We start from the raw sequence: 19,226 nt of genomic DNA on the forward strand, positions 1-19,226 counted from the left end.
AATTCTAGCTTTTTTATCAAAAGGAGGGACAAGGGGACTCGAGTTACGAAGCCGTCCCCTTATCCCCCTTTAAATCCCCCAAACCCCTCGCACGTTAGAGGTGGCATGTCTCAGTGCTTCGCACTGCATGCAGTTTATTCTAAAAAACCTACCTTAAATTTTAAAATTTCATAAACGAGTAATTTCGGCTCTAAAATTTTAGCTAAGCAATAAGCGAAGTCAAATTTTAGTAGTCAATTCTTAGGGGTGAGTTGAATTTTAAAATTTACAAGATAGTAAATTTCTATTTTTAAAAAACAGACTTTAAATTTAAAAGCTTTTGTTCAAAAAGGATACAAAGGGACTTAAATTACGCTCTGCTTGCAGTTACGAGATGAAGCCCGAGTAAAACCCCTCGGCACATTAGAGTGGTATGCCTCAGTGCTTCGCACTGCATGCGTTTTAAAATTTCATTAATTTTTTAGTGCACTTTATGCGTTGTTTTTTTTAATTTTTAAATACTTTTAGTAGCGCTATATGGCTTTTATTTGTATTTTAGGATAGTCAAAATTTATAAATTTCACTAGCCCCCAAGTGAGACAAAATGGGGCTAGAGTATGGATTATTTTTTAGCTACAAGAGCGTTTTTTAGTACATCATCAATCGTATCAACTGCGATGATCTTCATGTCGCTTTTTACTTCAGCTGGGATATCGACAAGGTCGCGGTCATAGTTTTTACGAGGTATGAGCGCTGTTTTGATGCCAGCTTTGTGAGCGGCGATCAGCTTCTCTTTTAGTCCTCCGATCGGTAGCACTCTACCCGTTAGCGTGATCTCGCCAGTCATCGCCACATCGTGTCTTACTTTTGTATCAGTAAGTATCGATGCGATCGCAGTTGCCATCGTGATGCCAGCGCTTGGGCCGTCTTTTGGCACCGCACCCTCTGGCACGTGCAAGTGAAGGTCATAGCGTCTATAAACGTCGCTGGCTTCTAGCTTGTGTTTGTCATCGTCAAATTTTGGCACGATAGCTATCGGCACTTTTAGCTTTTTGTTATCGATCAGTACTTTTACGACGCTAAATGCGATCTGAGCGCTCTCTTTCATCACATCGCCTAGCTGGCCGGTGATCTGCATATTGCCTTTGCCTTGGATCCTGATAGCCTCGATCCTTAGCACGTCGCCTCCGACACTCGTCCACGCAAGACCATTTACCAAGCCGATCTGATCTTTTTTATCAGCTGGCTCGATCTCATAGACCTTTTTCTCTAAAAACTCTTTTAAATTTTTAGCCGTGACGCTAATCTTGCCTTCATTCTTTTTAGTGAGGATATTTTTGGCGACTTTTCTTAGTATGTCAGCGATCCTGCGGCGTAAATTTCTCACGCCACTCTCTCTTGTGTAGTCGCTAATTATTAGCTCAAGCGCCTCTTTGCTGATGCTCACATCGCTTGGTTTTAGGCCGTGCTTTTTAAGCTCTTGAGGCAAGAGATATTTTTTAGCTATCTCAAATTTCTCTTGTGGGGTGTATGAGCTAAGCTCGATAAACTCCATCCTGTCGCGAAGTGCGGCTGGTATCATACTCACGTCATTTGCTGTGGCGATGAAGATGATCTTGCTAAGATCGATGTTGAAATTTAGGTAGTAGTCTCTAAATTTGTTGTTTTGCTCTGGGTCTAAAATTTCAAGTAAAACAGCGGTCGGATCGCCTCTGTAGCTTCTGCCAACCTTGTCGATCTCATCTAGTACAACCACTGGGTTCATTTGCTTAGCTTCTATGAGCCCTTGCACGATGCGGCCTGGCATAGCGCCTATATAGGTGCGGCGGTGGCCTCTTAGTTCGTTTACGTCCTCGAGTCCGCCAAGTGCGATCCTAACTAGCTCGCGCTTTAGCGCCTTTGCGATCGAGTTTGCAAGGCTGGTTTTACCCACACCTGGAGGGCCTGCAAAGCATAAAATGGCGCCATTATTTACCTTTTCGCCAACGCCCCTAAGCTCCAAAAGCTCACGCAATGCAAAATACTCTTCAATACGCTCTTTTGGCTTCTCTAAGCTGTAGTGGTCAGCATTTAGGTGCTTGCTCACTTCGGTGATAGATGACTTTTTCTTAGCTACATTTTCAAATGGGATCTCAAGTACCCAGTCAAGGTAGCTTTGCAAAGTGTTTGCATCGGCTGAGTCTGGGTGCATGCGAGAGAGCTTGTCTATTTGCTTTTTGATCTCTTTGTAGGCGTCCTCAGCCATAAATTTCTTCTTAGCGTCAAGCTTTTTATTATACTCTTCAAGCTCTTCTTCTCGGCTCGTGTCCGCTCCAAGCTCAGCTTGAATTTGCTTTAGCTGCTCTTTTAGAAAGTACTCTTTATTCGTCTTGTCGATCTTTGAATGGACTTTATTTTTGATCTCTTTTTGAAGCTTGTTTGCCTCGATCTCTTCGATGACGTAGTCGATGAGCTTTAGTAGGCGCTGCTCTAAATTTTCCTCGACAAAAAAGCTATAAGCGATCTGTTTTTTTAGGCGAAGTGCGCTTGAAACTAGGTCACAAACTCTGATCGCTTCAGCACTCTCTTCGATCGTCTTTAAAAGATCAGGCGGAAAAAAGTGGCTAAACTGCGAAAGCTCTCTTACTTTTTCTCTTAAAACCACGATGAGAGCGTCAGTTTTGACCTGTGATGGGCGCTTGACATGGAGCATATCGACGATACCACGGAGCGGATTTATGCCTGATTGTTTTAAAATTTTACCCTTGTCGATGCCCTGAAATAGCACTTTTACGCGTCCGTCAGGTAGAGGCACACGGCGCATTATCGTGCCGATAACGCCTGCGTCATAGATGCCGTCAAAGTCTCTAGCGCCGTCTTGCTGTGGCTTTGTAGGCACGACAAGGATCGGCGTTTCACCTTGTATGGCAAGTTCAAGCGCTTTTAAATTTTCTTCGTCGCTTAAAAAAAGCGGTGTTATCATAAATGGATATAAAAATAGCTCGTCCTCAACGATGATAGGGATCTCAGTTGGGAAGCTTTTGTTTTCGTTTATTTGCAAAATTTCTCCTATTCAAACAGTTTTCTATACCATGCCACGTCTGGTTTGATAAGATCAGAGCTTCTAAATGGCGACTCTTCTAGCTTTTGCTCGTAAATTTTAGCCGAAACGTCACGGCCAGTTCTCTTGTAAAGATCTGCTATTTGCATATCTAAGAAGTAAAGCGCTAGTTTAAATTTGATAAGCATAGTCTCGATAAGTGGCTTATACTCAGTGTTTGGATACATATAAAGAAATTTCTCGATCTCAGTTACGCTATCTTCCATTAGCTTTTGGTTGCGGTTTGGCTGGGTAAATGAGTCAAAATTTGCCTTTATCTTTAGATACTGAGCAAATTCTGTTTTTGGGCCGTTGTCGCCGTATCTTTTGATGTATTCATCAAGATAGTGATTTGCCATGAGATACTCTTCGTCATTTGCGTGAGCTTGGGCAAGGATGAGTAAAATTTGCTCCAAAAGTGGGCTTGCAACGTGCTCGCTAGCCATTGAAACGTAGTGTTTATCAGCTGACTCCAGATCGCCATCTTTGATGTCAGCGATGACCTGAGCGTACCACTCATCTGGGGTTAGATTGTAAAGTTCGGTGTATTTTTCAGCACAACCACTAAAAAGCCCTAAAAGAGCTACGACTGCTAGAAATTTAGAAAATCTTTTCATGCTTTTCCTTAAAAATTTTAAATTCACGTATTCTACATTTTTTGCCATTATTTTTGTATAAATTTTTTAAAACTATGCTAAAATAAGGCAATTTTACAAAACAGGAGTTAGTATGATTTTTAGTGTTAAAAGCCCTATTTTAGGCTTCGAGCATATCAAGACGATGGAACTTATTGAGCTCGACAAATTTTTTGTTAAGCTGGCAAGCAAAGATGACGAAACATCTTTTACTATGATAAATCCTTTTGCATTAAGAAGCTATGAATTTGACATACCAAGTTATTACGAAGAGCTTATGGAGATCAAAGAGAGCTCGCAACTTAGAATTTACAACATCATCGTAGTTGCGCTTCCGCTTGAGAAATCAACCGTGAATTTCGTAGCTCCTATCGTTTGTAATATGGACAACATGACCTTGTCTCAAGTGGTTTTGGATGTAAACAAATATCCACAATACGGACAAGCCGAGATGATAGAAAATTTTATACAAAAGTAAGTCGCAGGGAGGCTTTTAAAAACAATCCTTGGTTTTCTTTTGTATCAAGGAGATTGCAATGAAAACTATATGTCTTCTTCTCTTTATTATTACATTTAGCTGGTGTGCACCTAGGGAATGCACGCCAGACGAGGCAAAGTCTATCGGTTGTAAAGTTACTAAACCTTATAATGAAAATAGCACTAAGGTGCAGTATTTATGCTTTACAGATATTGAAGAGTATGTTGATGGTTCTCCTAAAAATATCCCACACTGCATAACAACTTATCCTAGAACTTGGACGGTAGACACAAAACCTTTTCCTCTTTTTACTTCACTAGCGCAAGATCACTTTCATGGCTATATTTCAAGCGGGTTTAAGTCATTAAAAACTGCTGTTGATGACCATTCTTCAGTAGGACTAAAACAAAGAGTTATAAATGGCAAGCTAAATACAAAAGTAAATGGTGACATGGCCACCATCGGTGCTACTGTTATGATCCAACGAGATGGTGAATATGACTTTGAACCTAACCCAACTAATAATAAATCATCGGTTTATTCTGAAAAAATTTTTAAAAATGATGGTAGCTTTAGTGTTAGTAACTATACGCAGTGTCAAAGTGATTTTATTTATAATCCAAATAAGCTTAGTTATTGCCAAAACTCGGCCTCATCTACATTTAGCTTTAGTGAAAAGAACACTCATATACAAAAATATCTAACTGGCAAAAACGTGGTCTACGCTAGACTATACTGGGGTAGTTCTATCTATCAAAACTGGAAATTTAAAAATGATGTAGCGTCAGATTTTATATCAAATGCATTGAACTTTATAAAAGGATATAGCAGGATAGACTTTAAGGTTCCTGGTGAAGAACAAGCCATAACGATAGACGCCAAACCAGAAGATATCTTTTGGACAGGTTCATTTAGCGAGTATCGACCAAAGTCAATGACTTTTGAAGCATACGATGGAGATCCAAAAGAGCACCACAAAACGGCTGTAAAAGCTGGCATAAGCTACGTATATGTTGCAAGTGCTGATGTAACAAAGATCGTTCAAAAGAGTCTTGGAACAACAGAAGAGGAGAGAACTTTTTCTGCTGGAAATATCAGAGCTACGAATACTCCTTTTAAATACGATTTACTAGAAGATAGTGATAGGTATTTTAGTAGAAATGGAAAATCAGTTGATTTAGGAGGCGTATGGGGCTCATTATTGTTTTCGCCAGTTAATAAAAATAAAAATGGCGGATATTGGATGCAGACACATCCTGCTCAATATGCTGGTTGGAGTCTGGTTATCATCTATGATTTTGATGATGAAACAGCCAGAGAAAATAATATAGAACCAAGGATGGTTAGTATATTTGACGGTCTTGAAAAGCTTGCTCCAGAGTGGCTTACAAATGATGAACTTAAAAAAGGGCCTTCTAAACCAAAAACTTCCAACATAGATGTTGATTTTACTAATCTTAATAATCCAAAACATGGAGATATAGGTGCTGCACTTACGATGCTCTCTTTTGGTGCTAAAAGGGAGGTTGAGGGTGATGATATAGAGATAAAGACAGAGCATAATGTTCTCTTTAAGAGTGTAACCAGTGAAAATAATAAAAAAGGCAATCAGTTTAACTCAACTATGACAAAATTTGGAGAGTTTATAAATCCTGGCAAGAATTTTACTAACCAAATCGATCTAGATATATTTGATATTTCAAAATTTATAAAAAATGAAGACACGAAAGCCCAGATACGTTTTACAGTTGCAACGACTTTGCTAGGAGATGATAACTTTAGGTCGGTAAATGCCGATCGTCCAAATTTAGCCTTAGTTGGTTTTTCTAGTCGTATGTATAGACCAGAAGTTTGTTATGATGAGTATATATACAAAAAAGAGCCAAATAAACCAAACAAGCCCGAAAATAAACCTTTTCAAAAATTTGTTTTTACTAAATTAGAACCAAATAAACCAGAAAAGGTTTCAAAAGATGCCATCTTGACAACAGTAGTTCGGATAAAAAATGAATCACCCAATGAAGATGCTGAAAATTTTGCTTTAAAGGCCATTGTAGCGTCAAGTCAAGAATACATTCAAGAGACAACATATGTAGTTCCAAATATAGATAAGCCATCGATGATGGATAATCTTCGGGATATGCTGAAAGATAATTACTACAACAAAGATAACACAAAACTACAAAAGCTAAACGGCAATGAACTAACCTTTTTCTTGGGGCAAGGCTCAAACATAAATAAAGGTGGGTTAATTAAAAAAAATACAGGCAATTATGCTTATGTAGTATATGATACTATGTTTGATCAGTCTCCAAATAATAACAAGCCTAAAGTCTTTAAAGGACATAGCTATAAATCAATGGTTGTAAATTCTAATAAAATAGAACCTTATGATACATACATTAAAAAATGTGATCCATATGAATACAACATCGCAATAGAAGGAGAAGACGAGCCAAACGACTTCATCCCAAGTAGCAAAGCAGATGATGGCACAGGGGCTTTTAAAAATAGACTTTTAACCCAGATAGTCTCAAAGCCATTTGATATCTATATCACAAACTACGGAGAGGACGGTAAAAAAAGAGCGCCAGATTCTCCAGTAGATGTAAAGGTGGAGTTGGTCACATCATGCGACGCTACATCAAATTTATATGAAAAAGATATAAATTTTAATCAGGATATGATTACAAATAAAATAAGTGAGATCTTACTAAAAGACATCAAAGTAGATAAGGCTTATAGTAGTCTTAAATTTAGAATTTCTCATCCTAACCCTAAGAAAAAAACAGATCCTACAGCACCAGATAAAATCACAGCATGTGAAAATTTAGATGACTTTGCCGTTAGACCAAGCCACTTTAGGCTCTGGGACAATGAGGCAGGTACTATTATGAGTACTTCAACAAAGTCTTTTACTGGCGGAGAGACATATAATGACGCCATTTCGCTTGCTGCTATGAAGCCAAACGATAGCGATCTAGCAAGAGGCTATGCAAATAGTCTATACGCAAGCCTTATAGCTAAAAATGGTAACGTCTGTAATGCCATTTTAGATAGCAAAAACAGACTAAATGTAAATTTTACAGAGGCAAGCGGAGGACTTGGCAAGATCACACGTAGTGCAAATAGCAACGATGGCTTTTCATACTCAGATATAGGTGATACAACTTTTTATGTAGTAGATAGCAGTTATACTTCAACAGATCAGCACGCTTCACCAAGAGGCGATGACTGTGTGAAAAAATATAGAAAACCAGCGTTTGATCCAAACAATCCAGCAGATGATCCAGATGGTATCGGTAGGGTTAGCTGTGATATCGAGCTCAAAAAAGAAGGCAATGTTACGTTTCAATTTATCCCAGAAGATATGCAAATAAGCAATTTAAAAATCGTAAAAGACGACGACGTGACTTATCTTGACAATGACGGCATGCAAAAAGTAAAACTTAGTTTTGATGTGACTGCAAAACTATCTGATACATTAAAAGGTCTGCATCCAGAGCTTTATGGCGACTATAGATACTCAGATGAAAAATATCTACCTGCAAAATTTTATGTCGATGCTTGCTATGCAAATGAGGCTAATTTTGAGCTAAAACTGCATAAAGTCCCTTTAAATTTTACAGATAACAACGGCAATGTTGGCACGCTTGAAAAGGCTAATGAAGAAATTTTGTTTTTTGAAGTTCTTGGATCAAATACTAAAAAATTAGCTGGTTCTAGCGCTAAAAAAGGTATGTTTTATATTAAAAAAAGTGCTTTTGAAGAAGGAAAGGCTAGCGCTGAGGTATTTTTTAACTTTGCTAGAAAAGTAGATCATGCCAAAAACCCTTTTACGGTATCTAGCGATGATTTTAGTCTTGATAATTTAGATACGATTATAAATTCTAAGTCTTATAAATATGAATCTCCAGCCAAAAAAACATCGGCAAATTTCTACTATGGCAGAGTATATGCGCCTTACTACGAGGGTCCTGCAGATGGATTTTTTGCCAAAATTTATTATGGTGTATACTGTGATGATTGCGACAAAGCTACATACTTAACAAGCGGTACTGGTATATGGCAAGCTTTTCCAGCGGCTACTTCATGGTATGTAAATCCTTCACATAAAGTAGGAGTGCTTAAATTTGATGATTTTAGCTTTTCTAATAATACGGTTTTGGGAAATAATGTAAGTGCTGTAAATAATGGCGAACAACTAATTTTCGTAAGCAACCAAAAGCCAGTTAAAGACATAGCAAAGATGCATGCAAATATGTGTCTAATATATAATGAATTTAATAAAGATGCTACAACAAATGATTTTACATTAAAATTTCTAGTGCCAGATGGTAACTGGGCTGGTAAGACACTAAAAGAAGGCTCAGAAAAGGGCGATGTCGGAAATGTAGTGGGCGCTGATGGAAATTTTAAAGACCTAAGCAAGAAGACAAATAGGAGAATTTCTTGGTAGAATCTAGCCATTTTTTTGTAGATTTTAGATTTCAAAAAATAAGCATACATTTAGAACCAAAAAGATATACTTGCCCACTATGGCAAGATGCCAATATGTTAGTTACATTATGGAGATTGTAATTTGAAAATTCTTTTTTTATTGATTCTATCTTTTTCTTATATATTTGCGTCTACAAATGACTTTGTAGTACCAACTGTATCTTGTGTTGCATCGGAGGTAAATAAATGCAATACAAAATACCCTGGTAGTGTTTGCACGGTTGATTACGACGGTCTCAGTCACTGCATTTTACATAAAAACAAACCCAGTATTATATATACAGACGAGATAACAAATCCAAACGGCAACGAGGATGATTATAAAGAACTTAATGGCTTTATAGATGAAAAATATACTGGTTTTAAGCAAAGAAAAAAATATGAAAGAATTATCGGTGATATGGATGTTATCGGTGCTAGCGTGATAGTTGCAAAAAGAGGGTATAGTTTTGAGCCTCGCATAGATGACACTGGAGGCGAACGTTTTGCCACAGTCTCTCGTGTCTTGCCACTTAAATTTGAAAATGAAGAACCTGGTTTGGGCAGTGCGTATGGTGGAAAATTTTTAAACTCATCTCGAGCGACATTTAATTTTAGTGATAAGAGTAATTACGAAAAGCTAAATATAGATAAAAGTAAGATTATTTATGCAAGGCTATATTGGGGTGGTGCTATTTATGAAGATTGGCAAGTAAATGATGCTATAGTAGATAATTTTTTTAAAGAAATCCACGGTATAAGAACGGTAAATTTTAAAACCCCAGATGGTAGAAAACACCGTATAGAAGCGCTCGAAGAAGATATACAGTGGCAAGCCTCTTTTTCAGAGTATCAAAGGCAGTCATCTACATTAAACACTCTTAAACATCTTTGTAAAAAACCTGGAACCAATCAAATAGGACCGTGTAATACAACACTAAATCATACAGTATTTACTGAAGGAATATGTAAGGATCCAGCTAACGGAAACGGCATTAGATGTACCCTTGGCATAAAAAGCGGATACCATATCCAATATCAAGCAAGTGCTGATGTGACCAAACTAGTACAAGAAAGCCTTGGCAAGACTGAAGCAGAGAGAACATTTGCAGTTGGTAATATCGCTTCAAGTATATTTGAGATCAAAAGAGATCTTGGCAATAAAATAAAAATAAATGGCAGCCCCTGGCCAGCTCAAAAATCTTATGGTTCATTTTTATATATGGACGGTGACTGGAGCTCATCTTATATCCCGGCACAATATGGTGGCTGGAGCTTAGTTATAGTTTATGATTTTGGCAACGATGGTATCAATAACAACGTAAAACCAAAAGCCGTAAATTTATATGATGGGCTATTTGTATTATCTACACCGTCATCTACTGCACAAGTAAATATATCAAAGCTTCATCTTAAATTTGATAAATTTTATACACCGTCAAGTGGTAATATTAACTCTAACTTGGCACTTCTTAGCTTCGGCGGTCGTCCAGAGGCAAATGGAGAAGATATCAGAATAAAAAAAGATGGTAATTTTTACAGTATAAATACAGGACCTTTTAATAAGAATATTCTTAACTATGGTGGAAGTCCTTATAATCCAGAAGGCAATCAATTCAACTCATCTATTACAAAATTTAATGTCCCTATGAACCCATATAAGCTTTACAATAATCAAATGGATTTGGACGTTTTTGACATATCTAGTTTCTTAAAACCTATGCAGAATGAAGTTGAACTAGAACTTCAGGCTAGTGTTACAAGAGATAGTGAAGGTAACTATATAGGAGATAGGGTAAATATTGGTATGGCTGGTTTTTCAACGCTACTTTATGAGCCTAATGTTTGCTATATAGAAGAATTGCAAGTTTTAAGAAATGGACAATGGAAAGATGTTCTGAAAAAAGCAGATGTGGGTACTGCAAAAGAAAAAGATAAAATAAAGGTAATAAAAAAAGAAGATCAGTTAAAAATAAAAGTTACCGTTAAAAATAGAGGCAATCAAAATGCCAACAATGTTTTATTAAGGGCTAAACTTGACAATAAAATCATGATTTATAAAGAAAATACTAGCTGTATAGAACTTATAAAGAGTGGTATATATGAAAAAAAATGCCCATTAGACAATAGTTTATCTTATGTTAAATTTAGACGTTCCGCAAACGAAGATATACTAGAATACTTTGTTGGCAATGATGCAACTGGCTCTCACGGTGGAACACTTGAAAAATTATCTAAAAATCCAACTAACATTAATTTTATCAGTACTATAGAATCAGAAGATGAAAAAAAAGAATATAAAAAAATAAACTATGAAGCAGAATATGAAAGCATAATAGATAGTAAGACCATAAGATACCAAGGCGTTATCAATGAATGTACTCCTCAAAATTATATTTTAAGTGTAGAGAATAAAAAAGAAGAAAATGACTTCTACCCAAGAAGTAAAGAAGATGATCCAAATGGAACATTTAAGAATAGACTTTTTACAAAGATAGCGAATAAACCTTTTGATATATATATTACAAACTATAGTAAGGCAGATGCAAAACCAAAAATACCCGACTCACCTGCAGATGTAGATATTAAACTTGTAAAGAACTGCAGCGATGAAAATTCTGTATTAGGTTATCCTGTAACACTTCATTTTACAAATAAGGACACTGAAAAAGTGAATGTAATTGTAAAAAGGCCTTATGAAAAACTTCATATTAAGCTTAAGTATCGTAGCAAGCTTGAAAATAAAGATATGGTAAAGTGTGAAGTCTTTGATGCATTTGCTGTAAGGCCAGCTATGTTTCGGTTATATGATAAGTCAGGCAGTGGCGGTGTATATAATGGTAGTAACGTACTTGTGGGAGGGAAAGACTATAAAGATATAACCTTGGCTGCTTACAATTACAATAAAGATAAAGATAAGGCAACTCTTGCAAATGGATATACAAATACCTTAATCGCAGGTAGCTCTGCAACAGGTGTAAATCGTTATATAGAAAACAATGTATCAATCTTGCCTGTGGATAAGGCAGGGTGCATAATCACCGAAGATACAAAAAAGAGACTAAGTGAAGATAATAAACTAAAGATAGCCTTTGATAATCCAGCAAAAGCAGTAGGCACTATAACTAATATAAAAACAAATAAAGAGGGATTTTCTTTCTCTGATATCGGAAATGCTAAATTTTATGTGGTAGATAAAAGCTATACAAGTATAGATAAAAAAACTCCACCGCTAGATAGTGACTGTGTGCTTGATAGCAGTGAGAATAACGAAGATGGTGAGGGTAAGATCGGTTGCGATATAGAATTTGGCAAGAGAGAATTTGGTTTTGAGCCAAATGATCTTGAAGTAAGCGAGTTTAAAATTTTGCCAAGAGGCATTAGCTACATCGCAAATGAAAACAGTGCGAGCTTTACTCCTATCTTGAGCTTTAAAGTAAAAGCTAGACTTTTTGATGATAATCCTGCACTTTTATATAAAGACGGTTGTTACTCAAACAATACACGCTTTAAGATAAAAGTAGGAGAAATGATAAGTGGCTATACTGATAACAATGGCACCTTACTAAAAAATGATACAGATGGGCTAGCTAAGCTAAATAGTGAAATTTTGTTTTTTGGCAATCTTGATGCTAGTAAAGTCGAAAAAGTAAGTCCATCTTCTTTACACGAAGGACTCTTTGAAGTTAAAAAAGAAGCGTTTAAAGGTGGCTACGCTGATGTAAATTTAAAATTTAATTTCAAACGCGAGAAAAATATGGCTAAAAATCCTTTTGAGGTAACAAGTGATACTTTCACGTTTGAAAGTTTAGTCGATGCAAATAAAACAAAAAATAATGGCAACTACAAAAAGCCAACCACAAAAACATCGGCGAAATTTTACTACGCTAGGACATACGCACCTTACTATGAGGGACCAAACACTGGCTTTAAGGCAAAAATTTACTACGGAGTGTATTGCAATGGTTGCGACGAGAGTAAATTTATGTTGCAAAAACCTGGATCAAGCGCTCGCTGGGAGGAGTTTGCGGGTACGCACTCATGGTATGTAAATCCCCTTCACGATGCTAGTTATGGCAATGTCGATAGTTACAGCTTTTCAAATCACACTACGCGAGATACAGCAAAAGAGACAGCACTTAGTGACGGCATCAGCTACATTTATGTAAAAAATGACCGAGCAGTTACGGATATAGCCAAGATGCATACGAAAAACTGGCTCATATATAATGAATTTGACAAAGACGCAGCGACAAATGATTTCACAGTGAGATTTCTCGTGCCAAATGGTGACTGGGCTGGCAAGACGCTAAAAAGTGGCTCAGGTAAAGGCGATGTAGGAAATGTCATAGGCGGCGAAAACAACTTTAACGATCTAAGCGATAAGACAAATAGGAGAATTTCTTGGTAAAAAGAGGCTTTTCTCTTATAGAGCTTATCCTCTCGATAGTCGTTGTGGCGATCATCAGCACGTCGATACCGCTTGTACTAAAGACCACATCTGAGCTAAATCAAAAGGCGGTTACACAAGAGAGTTTGATGAATGCTAAGACATATATGGGGCTTATCTTAAAAGCTCCTTTTAGCGACAAGGTTATCAAGGTCTCGACAAATGTCGGCGGCAGTAGCGCTGAGACAGCCTACTTTTTTCCTATCATCTTAAAGCCAGGTGATCATAGAAATGAATTTTATAAGATAAATAAAATAACAGGCGACGGACATAGAGTTTTTGCCTATGAAAATTCACCAGATCTAGCACCTGATGCGGCAGTGAGGTCCGTGGATTACTATGGCAGAATATTGGATAAAAATTTAAACACAACAAATCAAACCAGAGACTATATAGTTGGCTCAGAATATAACGTCAGAATAAAAAATGGTAATGGGGATTTTAAGCCAAATTTAGGGCTAGACAACAGCGACGTAAAAGAGATAGTAGTAACTGCAACTTCATACAAAAATGACACAAAACAAGAGACGACATCGGTGCTAAGAGCTTACGCTTTTAACCTAGGCGAGGGCGGCTCGCTAAATACGAAAGCTTGGAAATGAAAAGAGCCTTTACGCTCCTTGAGCTTGTAGTAGTTATAGTCGTACTTGGTATCATCGCTATGATGAGCTTTAACGCTATAATGAACATCTATTCAAACTACTTTCAAACAAGGACAGTAAATGAGCTCGAAACGCAAACAGAGATCGCACTGGAGCAAATTTCAAAGAGGCTAGAGCACCGCATAAAGCCAAGCGTGATAGCTAGAAAACCTAGTGGAGAGTTTTTGGCACTAAATGATAGCGGGGTAAATTTAAATGCCGAGTATGAAATTTTAGAATTTATCCCCTATGCGTATGAAATTTTTAATGACGTTATATCTCTTGATGCTAATGACAATGTCATAGAGCAGGGCGGAAAAGCAGGCAGATATAGTGGTTACGTGGATCTTGCTAAGAGCTCACCAACAACTGGCCTGATAAGTCCTGGAAGTAATTTCACTACTGGAGTGGTCGAGACCATAAAAGATTTAACTTGCAAAGATGATGCAAGAAATAGTAAATGCGTGGATTTTGAAAATAAAGATGGCGGCGTTGTAGCGATATTTTCTGATGTTTATTACAATGTACAAAGCTCTTTTGGGTATAGCAATGGAACTGTGCCTGTTGATCTAGACATAGCAAAAGTTGGCGTAAAAAGCACTGATGGCGATACTCTAGAAATTTCAGGTTTTGCAAACAAGCAAATTTCAGAGCAGTATCATCTAGCCTACACAGCAAACGCCATAGTGCCAGAGCAAAGCGCTGATCCAAAAGATACAGCAAATGGCGTCTTTGATCTAAATTTATACTACGACTATCGTCCATGGATGGGAGAAAAATATAAACCAAATGGCGAAAAAGCAACCCTTGCCAAAAACGTTACGAGGTTTGTTTTTACTGAAAAAAATGGCGTCATCGTGCTAAAACTTTGCATGAGGGCAAAAAACTCAGAGGTAACCATCTGCAAGTCAAAGGCGGTCTATTGATGAGGAGAGGTTTTACACTCATTGCGGCGATATTTTTTGTGGTTATCGCAAGCTCTATTTGTATGCTGGCTCTTTCGATCGCTAGCACTTCAGTTAAGCAAAATAGTGAAATTTATCTAAGAGAGCAAAGTGAGCTAGTAGCTCGCGCAGCGACTGAGTACGCCATGCTAGCTATCATAAGCAATGACTTTAGCGTCACTTGTCTTGGAAATGAGAGCAAAGAAGCAAGTGATGACAAACCAATAAATGGCGAATTTGGCGAGCTTTTTACCTTTAAAGTATATGTAAAATACTTTGGCGATATGGGAGATGCTTGTAAAAACAAAGATGCTGTTATAGTAAAAGGAGCAAACCAAGGTACGATAATGCTCGATGTTTTTGTCAGCTCAAAACCGGGAAAAGCCTCAAATCCTATAAATTTTCACAAACGAACTCTTCAAAAACTTTAAAATTTTATAAAGATTTTACTTTAATTTGCTTTTAGTTTCGTCGTGTTATAATCATCTTACTTTCTATAAAAGGAGATCGCGATGAACATAAGCATTGTAGGAAAACAATTTGAGCTAACAGAGCCCATCAAAAACTATATCCAAGACGCTTTTGACACCCTTGGCAAGTACAACCTTGACATCATCTCAGCAAGATGCGTAGTAGGAGCAGATGAAAAGCAAGGCAAAAAGGGCTTTAATGCAGAATTTTCTCTAAATATGGCGCATAAAGACACGATAGTCGTCCGCCAAAAAGATAAAGATCTCTATGCGGCGATAGATCTTGCTATCGAAAAGGCTTCAAAAGTTTTAAGAAGGGAACATGATAAGAAATTTACCGTAAAAGGCAAGGCCGATGATAAAGAATTTCGCTCAAGAATAGGCGAAGAAAAGATCGAAGGTGTCGAGGAGATCGTGCCTATGGAGCTTGAAATTTACAAACCTCTTGAGGTAGAAGAGGCACTTGATAAACTAAAATCAAGCGATAAACAATTTTATGTATTTAACGATGTCGATGCCAAAATGCGCGTCATCTACAAAAGAACAGACGGAACTTTTGGTCTATACTAAAACTAGGGGCGCTTTGCCCCTAGCTGATTTTTAATATAAAATTTCTATTCTTTAGTTATTTAAGCTATTTTTAAATGATTGCTAACTATAATACGACTTCTTTTAAGTGTTCCGGATTAGCTCAGCGGTAGAGTAGGTGACTGTTAATCACTTGGTCGCTGGTTCGAACCCAGCATCCGGAGCCATTTATCTTCAAAAGTCATTTTAAAATCCCGATTTTAACGATATTTCAAGAACTTTAAGTTTTCTTATTTTTTGTATTTTTCCCTTTATTTCCCCTTAGTTTTATTGCTATTTCAAAGTATATTGTTCTGTTTTGCTGTCAAAACATGATTATATGTCCGGCTTTTGGTGAAGTTAAAATAAATTTCTCCTCATTTATCCTAGCTTCATTTAAGGCTTTTATAATGCGCTCATTCAAACGAAAGTTGGAAATCAAAAATAAAAGGATCAATAATGAAAAATGTATTAGGTACGGCACTTTTGGCAGCAGTTTTAGGAGCGACAAGTTTGCAAGCAGCCATCACATCAAATGAGCCTTAAACATAGCTGAGAAAAACTTCCCAGGCTCAAGCGTCAAAGATGTCGAGATAGACGTAAAAAATGATGCGACATTTTACAAGATAGAGTCTTTTAAAGACGGCGTTAAACAAGATATCAAGATTGACGCCAATAGCGGACAAATCGTCAAAGTGGAAAATAAAAACAAAAAGCACATCTTGCCGATCGAAGCGGTAGATTTTTCAAAATTTGCTCTTAGCATCGACGAGGCTATGGCTAAAGCTCAAGCACTCGAGGCTGGTTGGAGCCTTGATGAGGCAGAGCTTGATAATAAAAATGGTGCTTGGATATACAAAGTAGAGCTTAAGCGTGATAGTAGCGAGAAAAAAGTGATCATAAACGCTCAAACTGGTGAGATAATGGGCAACTATACAAAGTGATCTAGCACCCTTTTTGGGCGTTAAATTTTTATAAAGGTGAAAAAGATGAGTGAAAATTTAGAGCAAAATTTAAACGATAACGTTGGTGAGCAGGGTTTAGAGAAAAATTTGAACGAAAATTTTAGCCAAAGCGTGAGAGAAAATTTAAGTAAAAATGCTGAGGCTGGTGCTAATAAAAATAGTTGCGAAAATTTAGGAGCGGGCGAACAAAGCCATGAAAATTTAGTTAAAAATTCAAGCGAGGCAAGCAGTAGCGCAAAAATTTTAAGCCAAGCAGCTTCAAACTGCAAAGCTAAAAATTTCTTTAAAAATGCGCTTGAAATTTCGATGCAAGGCATCTCTTGTGCGCTCATCTACGCTGGCAAGGCTGGAGTGTAGCTATCATTTGATGTTGATTTTACAGCAGCACTTAAAGGCGGCATGGCGCTTGATAAAACATATACTTTAGTAAGCGCATAAAAGATCATAAATGAGGGCGCTATCTTTAACAACGAGCAAAAACTCGGGGATTTGTTTATGACCTATGCCATAAATGGTGGCAAGATCGAGATGAAGCTAAGTGACAAAAAGGGAGAAAATCCAGCCGTTTCGCCAAATATAGTACAAGAGAGGGTTTCTAAATTTAGTCAAAGAGAAAATAAAATCCTAAGCATGCTAAAAGGCACGCCTGAATTTGTGCAAGCAATCTCAAGTGGTGACGATGAAGCGCTAAGAAAACTAGCACAAAAAGCAGATAAAGATATGAAAGAAATTTCTACTTCGTCGCTTAAAGTGAGTATAAAAGCCTTGCAAAATAGCAACGAGCTGATGAACTCTAGGCTATTTCAGGTCACACAGCTAAGGGCAAAGGCTGATATCTCGCAGTTTAAGCTAGCTGGACTTGAAAGTGACATCATGCCAAGCGCGAAGATGGCTTACGAAGCAGCAGAAGCTAGCAGGGAGAGAAACAACTTCTGGGCAAATGTAAATGGTGCTTATTTTAAAGATAAAATAAGCGATGGCGACCTTAAATTTTATGGTACAAATATCGGCTATGATAGAGGTTATGACGAGTTTATCCTAGGCGTAAGCGCTGGAGTAAGCAAGGCTAAATTTAGCTCAAATGTATTAAAAGACGATGCTAAAATTTATAGTTTTGGTGCGTATGGGCTTTTTGAAAGGGGGAGCTTATGAGATACAAAGCAATCTAAATTTTGCCTTTATAAACTCAAAACGCAGCCTAGATGAGGCGCAAAAAGCTAGTGTAAAAGGCAGAGGCGTCCTCTCAAGCAACTACTATAAATATAAAATTTCACTCTCTAACAGTGGCGAGTATGAGCAAAGCATAAAGCCTCTACTCGCACTAGAGCTTGGCACTAATGGCATTGATGGATTTAAAAATGACCGATATGATCAAAAGAGCATCAATGACTTTAATGTGGCTGTAGCAGCGGGAGTAGAATACGCTTTTAACAGCGATAAAAACGCATTTAGCGTGCAATTTTTAGTAAAACAAAGTGTATATAACTCAGAAGATAAGTCTTATGTTTCGCTTAATAATTCAAATGAGTATGTTGATTACAAGCTTGATAACAACAAGTTAAGCTATAAGCTTACTTTAAACTCAGAAACCAAACTTAGCGAAAATTTGGTTCTCTCTTCTCAGCTAAGTGGCATGCTTGATAATGATAAAAACTACGGCATAAGTGGTGGTTTAAAGATCGAGTATAAATTTTAAATTTATGTCAAAGTGAATTTAAATTTCACTTTGACGTTGTTAAAAAGCAGATTGTTTTAAATTTGGTAATTTTGAAATCTAATGAAAAATAGTGAAATTTAAAGCTTGAAAGTAAGTGGTGGGTTCACCAGGACTCGAACCTGGGACCATCCGGTTATGAGCCGGATGCTCTAACCAACTGAGCTATGAACCCACAGTTGAAAGAAAATCGTATTATACAAGAAAAAGCTTATCTAAATATAAAAAATAGCCTTTTTAATATGGTGTATAAAAACGAACAAATTTAAAAAGAAAAGCCCTAAAATAGGGCTTATAAATTATTTATAATTTTTTATTGCAGCGTCTAAAATCTCTTTTGCAGCATTTGCGTCTTTAAATTCTTTCACTTTAACCCATTTGTTTGGCTCAAGAATTTTATAAGTTTCAAAGAAATTTTTGATCTTATTTAGTGTCGCAGTTGGCAAGTCTTCGTAGCTTTTTATCGCCTCATATCTTGGATCGATTTTTGTAACTGGCACAGCCAAAAGTTTCTCATCCATGCCTGCTTCATCCTCCATCACCAAAACGCCTATCAAGCGGCAAGGGATGACGCTACCAGCTTGGAGTGGATACTCGTTTAGCACCAAAATGTCAGCTGGGTCACCGTCAGCTGCAAGTGTGTTTGGAACAAAGCCGTAGTTTGCTGGGTAGAACATCGCTGAGTAAAGCACGCGATCAACTACGACTGCACCGCTATCTTTGTCGATCTCGTATTTGATATTTGAGCCATAAGGTATTTCGATTACGGCATTGATTTTGTCTGGGTTTGAGCCAAATTTGATCTTTGAAACGTCCATATATTCG

The 19,226-nt window shown here is 37.2% G+C and carries 14 protein-coding genes, 2 tRNA genes and 1 pseudogene; 13 read left to right on the plus strand and 4 right to left on the minus strand.

What is annotated here, in order from left to right:
• Positions 1–601 precede the first annotated feature (601 nt).
• Together lon and MTT29_RS00010 are read right to left on the minus strand one after the other, a co-directional pair.
• Positions 602–3,019 carry an endopeptidase La gene (gene lon, locus MTT29_RS00005; RefSeq protein ID WP_429799379.1) on the minus strand — a complete coding sequence of 806 codons (2,418 nt, stop codon included), beginning with the start codon at positions 3,017–3,019 and terminating at the stop codon, positions 602–604.
• A gap of 8 nt (positions 3,020–3,027) precedes the next feature.
• Complete coding sequence (locus MTT29_RS00010) at positions 3,028–3,675, minus strand: outer membrane protein assembly factor BamD (RefSeq protein ID WP_148814759.1); 648 nt, start codon at positions 3,673–3,675, stop codon at positions 3,028–3,030.
• Between the two features lie 112 nt (positions 3,676–3,787).
• On the opposite strand from MTT29_RS00010, the gene fliW reads away from it, so the two are divergent.
• The 13 genes and pseudogenes from fliW (at position 3,788) to MTT29_RS00075 (ending at position 18,383) form a co-directional block, all read left to right on the plus strand.
• The gene (gene fliW, locus MTT29_RS00015; protein WP_298037388.1) at positions 3,788–4,171 is read left to right on the plus strand and encodes a flagellar assembly protein FliW; all 384 of its coding nucleotides are present in this window, start codon (positions 3,788–3,790) and stop codon (positions 4,169–4,171) included.
• Between the two features lie 58 nt (positions 4,172–4,229).
• Positions 4,230–8,630 (plus strand): hypothetical protein, encoded by a 4,401-nt coding sequence (locus MTT29_RS00020; protein WP_429799380.1) that lies wholly within the window; start codon positions 4,230–4,232, stop codon positions 8,628–8,630.
• A 123-nt stretch (positions 8,631–8,753) separates the two neighbouring features.
• Complete coding sequence (locus MTT29_RS00025; protein WP_429799381.1) at positions 8,754–13,061, plus strand: hypothetical protein; 4,308 nt, start codon at positions 8,754–8,756, stop codon at positions 13,059–13,061.
• Positions 13,055–13,702 carry a type II secretion system protein gene (locus tag MTT29_RS00030; protein WP_429799382.1) on the plus strand — a complete coding sequence of 216 codons (648 nt, stop codon included), beginning with the start codon at positions 13,055–13,057 and terminating at the stop codon, positions 13,700–13,702. Before MTT29_RS00025 ends, MTT29_RS00030 begins: the two co-directional genes overlap by 7 nt.
• On the plus strand, positions 13,699–14,667 hold the full coding sequence (locus MTT29_RS00035; RefSeq protein ID WP_429799383.1) for a prepilin-type N-terminal cleavage/methylation domain-containing protein: 969 nt from the start codon (positions 13,699–13,701) through the stop codon (positions 14,665–14,667). The genes MTT29_RS00030 and MTT29_RS00035 overlap by 4 nt, the downstream gene beginning before the upstream one ends.
• Positions 14,667–15,116 carry a hypothetical protein gene (locus MTT29_RS00040; protein WP_429799384.1) on the plus strand — a complete coding sequence of 150 codons (450 nt, stop codon included), beginning with the start codon at positions 14,667–14,669 and terminating at the stop codon, positions 15,114–15,116. The genes MTT29_RS00035 and MTT29_RS00040 overlap by 1 nt, the downstream gene beginning before the upstream one ends.
• Before the next feature lie 81 nt (positions 15,117–15,197).
• Complete coding sequence (gene hpf, locus MTT29_RS00045; RefSeq protein WP_004317788.1) at positions 15,198–15,725, plus strand: ribosome hibernation-promoting factor, HPF/YfiA family; 528 nt, start codon at positions 15,198–15,200, stop codon at positions 15,723–15,725.
• A 110-nt stretch (positions 15,726–15,835) separates the two neighbouring features.
• Positions 15,836–15,910 (plus strand) — tRNA-Asn (locus MTT29_RS00050).
• Between the two features lie 360 nt (positions 15,911–16,270).
• Positions 16,271–16,411: pseudogene (locus tag MTT29_RS00055) on the plus strand (PepSY domain-containing protein); the annotation flags it as partial.
• A gap of 6 nt (positions 16,412–16,417) precedes the next feature.
• Entirely contained in the window at positions 16,418–16,666 is a 249-nt protein-coding gene (locus MTT29_RS00060; RefSeq protein WP_429799385.1) for a PepSY domain-containing protein, read from the plus strand.
• Positions 16,667–16,711: 45 nt separating this feature from the next.
• Positions 16,712–17,044: a hypothetical protein gene (locus MTT29_RS00065; RefSeq protein ID WP_429799386.1), complete on the plus strand. Its 333-nt coding sequence runs from the start codon at positions 16,712–16,714 to the stop codon at positions 17,042–17,044.
• A 138-nt stretch (positions 17,045–17,182) separates the two neighbouring features.
• Positions 17,183–17,839, plus strand: coding sequence for a hypothetical protein (locus MTT29_RS00070; protein ID WP_429799387.1), 657 nt, complete (start codon positions 17,183–17,185; stop codon positions 17,837–17,839).
• Positions 17,820–18,383 carry a hypothetical protein gene (locus tag MTT29_RS00075; RefSeq protein ID WP_429799388.1) on the plus strand — a complete coding sequence of 188 codons (564 nt, stop codon included), beginning with the start codon at positions 17,820–17,822 and terminating at the stop codon, positions 18,381–18,383. Before MTT29_RS00070 ends, MTT29_RS00075 begins: the two co-directional genes overlap by 20 nt.
• A 116-nt stretch (positions 18,384–18,499) precedes the next feature.
• Here the strand turns inward: MTT29_RS00075 and MTT29_RS00080 are convergent.
• Positions 18,500–18,576, minus strand: a tRNA-Ile gene (locus MTT29_RS00080).
• 124 nt (positions 18,577–18,700) lie between these two features.
• Complete coding sequence (gene ppa / locus MTT29_RS00085) at positions 18,701–19,219, minus strand: inorganic diphosphatase (protein WP_009294194.1); 519 nt, start codon at positions 19,217–19,219, stop codon at positions 18,701–18,703.
• Between the last annotated feature and the right edge of the window lie 7 nt (positions 19,220–19,226).

This window comes from Campylobacter concisus, from assembly GCF_050447485.1.
Lineage (GTDB): Bacteria > Campylobacterota > Campylobacteria > Campylobacterales > Campylobacteraceae > Campylobacter_A > Campylobacter_A concisus_BQ.